Genomic DNA, 7,579 nt, shown 5'->3' with positions numbered 1-7,579 from the left:
GGGCGAATCGGCCGGTGTACTCGACACCGTGCTTGATACCGTGGCGACCTACAAGGAGCGAACGGAAAGCCTCAAGAGCAAGATCAAAAAAGCCATGTTTTATCCTGTGATGGTGCTAGCGGTAGCGTTCCTGGTTTGCATGATCATGCTACTGTTCGTGGTACCGGTGTTTGCCACCACGTTCCAGTCTGCTGGTGCTGCGCTTCCCGCGCCTACCTTGATCGTTGTGAACGCCTCCAAATTCATGCAGAGCTACTGGTGGTTGGTCATTGGCTCGGTAATAGCTCTCGTCGTCGGCATCGTTCAGGGTAAGCGCCGGTCGGTAAAATTCGCGCACTTTCTGGACCGCGCGATGCTGCGCTTCCCCGTGATTGGGAACATCCTGCGCAACTCCGCGATCGCACGTTTTGCCCGCACACTTGGCGTTACCTTTCATGCCGGTGTGCCACTGGTGGAAGCTCTTGATTCGGTGGCGGGCGCCACCGGTAGCGTGGTCTATGGCGACGCGATCAAACTCATGCGCGACGACGTCGCTGTAGGGCATCAGTTGCAGCTGGCCATGCGGCAGACCGGCCTGTTTCCTAACATGGTGGTGCAGATGACGGCCATCGGTGAAGAATCGGGCGCTCTGGATAGCATGCTTTTCAAGGTGGCCGAGTTCTACGAAGAAGAGGTCGAAAACTCAGTCGATACCCTCACTACATTGCTTGAACCCATGATCATGGTGATCCTGGGCACCTTGGTCGGTGGCATGGTGGTGTCGCTGTATCTGCCTATCTTCAAGCTGGCAGGCGCGGTCGCCGGTTAATATCCCACGCATCTCATTTGCTCTGGAGCCGGGCATGCCCGACTTGCCGTTGATTGCGTGGATTGCCGTCGCTGCTGTTCTGGGCTTGGTGGTCGGTAGTTTTTTGAATGTGGTAATCCTGCGCCTGCCCGTACGCCTGGAAGCCCAGTGGCGGCGAGAAGCGCGGGAAATTCTTGAGCTGGAACCGGAGCAAGCACCGCTTCCAGCAGGTGTGGTGCGAGAGCCGTCGCATTGCCCGCATTGCAAGCACCGCCTGGGCGTGACCGACAATATTCCCGTTGTCAGCTGGCTGTTCTTACGCGGCCGCTGTCGCTACTGCCACACACCCATTTCGATCCAGTACCCCTTCGTTGAACTGCTCACCGCCGTTCTGAGCGCCATCGTCGTTTGGAAATTCGGGCCAACATGGGCTTCGCTGGCGGGTCTGTTTTTCACGTGGGTGCTCGTTGCGGCTTCGGGTATCGATATGCGCACCCAGCTGTTGCCCGATCAGCTCACCTTGCCAACGCTCTGGGTCGGGTTGCTGCTCAGCTTATTTGCGCTATTCGTCGAACCCAAAGCGGCGATACTCGGCGCAGCCATCGGCTACCTGAGTTTGTGGAGCGTGTATTGGCTCTTCAAGCTCCTTACGGGCAAGGAAGGCATGGGCTTCGGTGACTTCAAACTGCTTGCCGTGATGGGCGCATGGATGGGGCCGGGCGCATTGCTGCCGATTATCCTGCTGTCGTCGCTGGTGGGTGCACTGATTGGTGGCGCCATGATCGCCCTGCGCAAACACGGACGCGAAATACCGATGCCCTTTGGCCCCTTCATCGCCATGGCAGGCTGGATCTGGTTTATAGCCGGCCCCTACCTCTGGCAGGCTTACATGAGTTTTAGCGGGATGGGATGAGTGAGCCATGCCACTGACCGTAGCCCTCACCGGCGGCATCGCCTCCGGCAAAAGCGCGGTAGCGCGCCGCTTTGAAGCGTTGGGGGTGCCTGTGTACGACGCCGATCACGCTGCGCGCGTCGTGGTGGAGCCCGGTAGCGACGGGTTGGCGTCGATCGTTGCCGCATTCGGTGATGAGGTACTGAACGCCGAGCGCGGACTCGATCGCCCGGCAATGCGCCGGCGCATCTTCGCCGATCCTGCGGCGCGCCGGACCCTGGAAGCCATCGTGCATCCGCGCGTGCGTCAATGGATGCTCGAACATGCGCAAGCCGATAGCGGTCCCTACGTCATCCTGGCCATTCCCTTGCTGACGGAAAACATCGGCCACTACCGCTGGGTCGACCGGATTCTGGTGGTGGACGTGCCACAGGAGACGCAGATCCTCCGCCTCGTCATACGCGACGGCGTCGATGAGGACCTCGCCGCCCGCATTCTGGCCAGTCAGGCATCGCGCGCTGGCCGGCTGGCCCTTGCTGATGACGTCATCGAGAACAGCGGCCCCGAAGCGGCGCTTGATGAACAGGTGGCCACTCTGCATCAGCGCTACCTCGCTCTGGCCGCTGGAAAACGCTGAACGCGACCGCAGTTACGTAAGGTCATCAAGCGGTTAAACTTGGGAATTCCCGCCCCTAAAGTACACAGCCCGTCCTAATGTCCACCGAATCCGCCGCCGCCAAGCCTGCCGACACCCCTGAGACCGACGCGCCGCGCGATTTCATCCGCCAGATCGTTCGTGACGACCTCGCCAAGGGCAAGCACCACGCCATCCGCACGCGTTTCCCGCCCGAACCCAATGGCTACCTGCATATCGGCCATGCCAAGGCGATCTGCCTCGATTTCGGCATCGCCCGCGAATTCGCCGGCTGGTGCAACCTGCGACTGGACGACACCAATCCCGGCAAGGAAGACCCCGAGTTCGTCGAGGGCATCAAGGACGACGTCCGCTGGCTGGGCTATGACTGGCATGACCTGCGCCACGCCTCCGACTACTTTGAAGTGTTCTATCGCGCCGGGATCAAGCTGATTCAGGACGGCCATGCCTATGTGGACGACCTTACCGCCGAGCAGATGCGCGAATACCGCGGCACCCTCACCGAGTCAGGCCGCAACTCGCCTTTCCGCGAACGCAGCGTTGAGGAAAACCTCGACCTCTTCCGCCGCATGCGCGTGGGCGAATTTGCGGACGGCAGCAAAACGCTGCGCGCGAAGATCGACATGACGTCGGGCAACATCAACATGCGCGATCCGGCGATCTACCGCATCCGCAAAGTCACGCACCAAAACACCGGTGACGAATGGCCGATTTACCCGATGTACGACTACGCGCATTGCTTATCCGATGCGCTGGAAGGCATCACGCATTCGCTATGCACGCTGGAGTTCGAAGATCATCGCCCGCTCTACGACTGGTTCGTGGACAACGTCGATCTGCCGAACCATCCGGAACTGTGGCAGCACATGCGCGACAACGGTTTCCGCACGGAGCCGGCCAAGCCACGGCAGATCGAATTCTCGCGCCTTAATCTCACCTACAGCATCACCAGCAAGCGCAAACTCGCGCAGCTTGTGAGCGAGAAGCTGGTCGACGGCTGGGACGATCCGCGCATGAATACCTTGCGCGGCTTGCGTCGCCGTGGCTTCACGCCGGGCGGCATTCGCCTGCTGATCGAGCGTCTTGGCGTCAGCAAGCAGAACAGCGTGATCGACTACACCATCTTCGAAAACTGCGTGCGCGAAGATCTCGATGCCAGCGCACAACGCCGCATGGCCGTCATCGATCCGCTCAAGCTGGTGATCACCAACCTGCCCGACGGCCACGAAGAATCGCTCACGTTTTCCAATCATCCGAAGAATGAAAGCGCCGGCACGCGCAAGGTTCCGTTCTCGCGCGAGCTATGGATCGAACGCGAAGACTTCGCCGAAGTGCCGCCGAAAGGCTTCCATCGCCTGAAGCCGGAAGGTGAAGTACGCTTGCGCGGCGTAGGTATCGTAAAGTGCGAGAAGCTGATCAAGGACGCGAACGGCAACGTGATGGAATTGCATTGCACACTCGATCTTGAATCCCGCTCGGGCATGCCCGGTGCCGACCGGAAGGTGAAAGGCACGATCCACTGGGTCAGTGCCAAGCACGCCGTCTCCACAGAAATTCGCATGTACGACCGTTTGTTCAACGTGCCAACGCCGGACGACGAAAGCGACGGCAAATCCTGGATCGAACACATCAATCCGGATGCCAAGCGCGTCGTGCGCGGCTGGCTGGAACCCGAAGCCGCCAACGCAGCGCCAGAACAGCGCTATCAGTTCGAACGCCTCGGCTATTTCGTCGCCGATCGCATCGACCATCGTGCCGACGCACCTGTCTTCAATCGCACGGTCACCCTGCGCGACACCTGGGCGAAGCAGGCAACTTGAGCATGATGCTGCCGCTGCAGATCCACCTCACGCTGCCGCCCTGGATCGAAGAGGTCGCCGACGCAAGCCGGCGCTACCTCACCGACGAAGAGCGCGTGGAGCTGGCCATCGAACTGTCGCGGCGAAACATTCAACACGGCAGCGGCGGTCCATTTGGTGCTGCGGTATTTGACGAACATGGCCGGCTTATCGCCGCCGCCGCCAATCGCGTTGTGCCGCAAACCTGCTCGGTCGCGCATGCGGAAATGCTGGCGTTCATGGCCGCGCAGCAACGCTTGGCAAGTTATCGTTTGAACGAACAAGGTGGTCATTACACGCTTGCCACCAGTTCGCAGCCCTGTTGTCAGTGCTATGGCGCCAGTGTCTGGGCAGGCATCGATACGCTGCTTATTGGCGCACGCGCCGAAGATGTGGAAGAACTCACCGAGTTCGACGAAGGCCCGCTTCCGGCTGATTGGGTCGGCGAACTGGAAAAGCGTGGCATCGCCGTACGCCGCGATATCCTGCGCGATCAGGCACGCCATGTTCTCGCCGAATACGGCGCCAGGGGGGAAAGCTATTGAACCGCCTGCGCGCCGCGTTACCGCTTCTTCTGCTGATCGTGGCAGGTGTCGTGCTCGTCGCTTCGGGCGTTTTTGACCGCTTTCATCCCGAACAACTCGTGGCACATCAGCAAGAGGTTCGCGCGCACATCAATCAGGATCCCTGGTTGAGTCGCCTGCTGTATATCGGGCTGCTTACACTGGCGACATGCACGGGAATTCCCTTCACAATCATTCTGATTCTTGCGGGCGGCTTCGCCTTCGGGATTGTCCAGGGCTCGCTGTACTCATCCATCGGCCTTACGCTGGGATCGCTCATCCTGTTTCTCGCCAGCCGTTACGCTTTCGGTGCTGGCAGCAAGCATCCGCCGGCGATTGCGGAAAAACTCCATCATAGTTTCGAACGTCATCCCGTGGTCTACACGCTGTTCCTACGACTGGTGCCAGCCGCGCCTTTCGGGTTAATCACGGTTGCACTCGCGTGGTTGCGTTGTCCGCTGTGGCTGTTTCTGGGTGCCTCATGGTTCGGCGGAACCATCATGCTGATATTCGAGACATCCGTCGGTGCAGGTCTTGGTCACGCGCTCAGTCATGGACGAACACTGGGCCTGGATCTGTTCTTCGACCCTGGCGTTATCGGACCGCTTGGTGCGCTGGCACTGTTGTCGCTGTTGCCACTGTGGGTCGAACGCATTCGGCTGAAACGCCACGCAGCCGCAGCGGCCGCGGGCCAAAAATCGCAGTCGTATTGGCCAAAATAAAAACGCATGACGTCTACCTTGAGTCACTTCCTGCGTGACAACAAGTCCAAGACAACGCTAGTGAGATAGACCAAAACCGCCATTCGTTACGCCGCGGCTTTTATTCTTTCTCCGACACATCAGGCATGATCTGCCCCATTTCCATGGCCTGGCTGGGAGAGACTTCTTGTATGCCAATGACAATTTGATCATCGGGCGCGCCAGTCGCCGTCTGAAACATTCTCCAGAGCTCGGTCAGTAGTCCTTTTTTATATTCATTGGATCTTCCGGTTCGAATCAGCAGTGTGAGCGCTGCAGTAGGCGCTTCTTCACCTGCGGTGAAGCCGTCACCGGGCTGAAAATCCTGAAACACGACATGTACCCAATTTTGCGGTACACCGGCGTACTCGGCGTGAAACGATGTCAACTGTTTTGCCAGACGGTTTTTGGCCTGACGATCCAGCGTTCCTTTCTGCGTAACTAACGTATAGAGAGGCATGCATCTACCGATCTGTCATGGTTAAGTTGGCCGTCCAAATGTTGGTCCAACGCGCTGTTTTGTTGTTGCAAGCTTGTCACTTGACGGCCTCTGACCTTCCCGTCTCGCGCAACGTGAGCGATACCAGCAACGCCAACGCGATAACGGCAACCCAGAACAGGCCCGAGTGGAAAAAATGAAGCTCAGGATTTGTTGTGGGCATACCGATCGTCTTGCCAATATGTTTGGAAAAAACAGGCCCAAGCAGTGCTGTCACGCTGAAGGTGATGAAGTTGATGGCACCCGTGGCGCTGCCTTTGACATGATCCGGATTCGCTTCCTTGATGATCGTGTAAGGGATCATGGCCGCTCCGGACGAAATACCAAATACAAGCAACGTGAGCCAGCTTGGCAACGCACTGGGCAAAAACGTTAACTGCAAAGCGGCTGCAAGCATCGCACTCGCACCTATAAGGAGCGCCACTTTTCTACGGTGCAATGCATCGGCTAGCCATCCAAAGAGTGGGCAGCCGAATACCCAGCCAAACGGCACCATGGAGATGGCAAAAACAGCATCGTGATAGCTGAAGAGCCTGTCTTCTTGAAATAAACGAACACCCCAAACCATGTCCCCGATCGTCGTCGGAGCGAATAGAAGGCCCGCCACGATGCCGCAGATGTATGACTGTGGATTGGTGAGTACGATTTTGTAGGGCGTGATGAAACTGCGCTTTTCGCCGGCCACCGTCGCGTGTTTTTCGCGTGGCGTCATGAGCATTAAGCCGACTGCAACCACCAACACCACGACGCCCAATCCCATCCAGAATTGCCGCGTACTGACAAAGCCGTGAATGAGCGGCCCTACGGCAATTTGCCCTACCGTGCCTCCCAACATGCCGAAGCATTGAGTGAATCCGATCGCCGTTGCGAGGCTTTTCGCAGAGAACCCATGCGATGCAAGGTATACCGCACCTGTGAACGCGAACGCCGAACCGGCGCCTTGCAAAAGACGTCCCATGCTTCCTACTGAAGACTGTGGTACGGCGAAAAGCAGACAGCCTATGGCAAGCAGCGCCATGCCTGAAGGCACGACGTAACGCGCACCAAAACGATCGAGCAGGACACCCGCCACCAAGCTGGTAGTCGAATAGGTGTAGTAGTACAGACCCAAGATGGTGCTGACGCCAAGCGCCGTGACGCCAAACGCCTGTGACAGCTCGGGGATCATCACCGCCGGCGCCGAGCGCGAGGCGTATTCCAGGAAGTAGAAAACGGCGGCGAATCCCCACGCTATGGCGTAGGCAGTTTCCGCGCGTCGAGGCGCTTGAACGACTGCGGATCTGGCGCTCATCGGTTCACCTTGGCGGTTTATCCAAGTCACCTTTCACTCTATCGAGCGATCCCCGGCTCGACGCCCCCCAAATGGGTAGTTATGCGTCTCAAGCTAGGGCAGTTTTGTTCAATTTGAAGTGTAGTTGTTCAAGGATGTTACACATTGTCAGCGCGAGGGCCCGTTTTTGACTCGTTTTCTCTATCGCCATTGAGTGGAACACGGCTTGCGACCACGGACTATCGTGGTGCTTAATAGGTACTACCGCATCCATCCGTGTCGCTTCATGGGCATCAATGCCGTCGGCAAGAACGCCCTTCCATTGGTCACACGAT

8 protein-coding genes are annotated in these 7,579 nt (G+C 58.4%); 6 read left to right on the top strand and 2 right to left on the bottom strand.

What is annotated here, in order from left to right:
- The 6 genes from VK725_RS15590 to VK725_RS15565 all read left to right on the top strand — a co-directional run.
- Window positions 1-808: type II secretion system F family protein (locus VK725_RS15590; protein ID WP_325318974.1), on the top strand; the 808-nt coding region annotated here is incomplete at its 5' end.
- Between the two features lie 34 nt (window positions 809-842).
- Window positions 843-1,700, top strand: coding sequence for an A24 family peptidase (locus VK725_RS15585; RefSeq protein WP_325318973.1), 858 nt, complete (start codon window positions 843-845; stop codon window positions 1,698-1,700).
- Between the two features lie 7 nt (window positions 1,701-1,707).
- Window positions 1,708-2,316 carry a dephospho-CoA kinase gene (gene coaE, locus VK725_RS15580; RefSeq protein WP_325318972.1) on the top strand — a complete coding sequence of 203 codons (609 nt, stop codon included), beginning with the start codon at window positions 1,708-1,710 and terminating at the stop codon, window positions 2,314-2,316.
- 77 nt (window positions 2,317-2,393) lie between these two features.
- The gene (locus tag VK725_RS15575; protein WP_325318971.1) at window positions 2,394-4,154 is read left to right on the top strand and encodes a glutamine--tRNA ligase/YqeY domain fusion protein; all 1,761 of its coding nucleotides are present in this window, start codon (window positions 2,394-2,396) and stop codon (window positions 4,152-4,154) included.
- 5 nt (window positions 4,155-4,159) lie between these two features.
- The gene (locus VK725_RS15570) at window positions 4,160-4,717 is read left to right on the top strand and encodes a nucleoside deaminase (RefSeq protein ID WP_325318975.1); all 558 of its coding nucleotides are present in this window, start codon (window positions 4,160-4,162) and stop codon (window positions 4,715-4,717) included.
- Complete coding sequence (locus tag VK725_RS15565) at window positions 4,714-5,457, top strand: TVP38/TMEM64 family protein (protein WP_325318970.1); 744 nt, start codon at window positions 4,714-4,716, stop codon at window positions 5,455-5,457. The genes VK725_RS15570 and VK725_RS15565 overlap by 4 nt, the downstream gene beginning before the upstream one ends.
- Window positions 5,458-5,557: 100 nt before the next feature.
- Here VK725_RS15565 and VK725_RS15560 read toward each other — a convergent pair whose 3' ends face one another.
- Window positions 5,558-5,935, bottom strand: a complete 378-nt coding sequence (locus tag VK725_RS15560; protein WP_325318969.1) for a tautomerase family protein — start codon at window positions 5,933-5,935, stop codon at window positions 5,558-5,560.
- A 76-nt stretch (window positions 5,936-6,011) separates the two neighbouring features.
- A complete protein-coding gene (locus tag VK725_RS15555) occupies window positions 6,012-7,265 on the bottom strand; it encodes an MFS transporter (RefSeq protein WP_325318968.1) in 1,254 nt (417 codons plus the stop codon).
- Window positions 7,266-7,579: the final 314 nt, after the last annotated feature.

This window comes from Dyella sp. (genome assembly GCF_035486915.1).
Classification (GTDB): Bacteria; Pseudomonadota; Gammaproteobacteria; order Xanthomonadales; family Rhodanobacteraceae; genus Dyella_B.
This window is presented reverse-complemented; position numbering and strand designations above follow the sequence as displayed.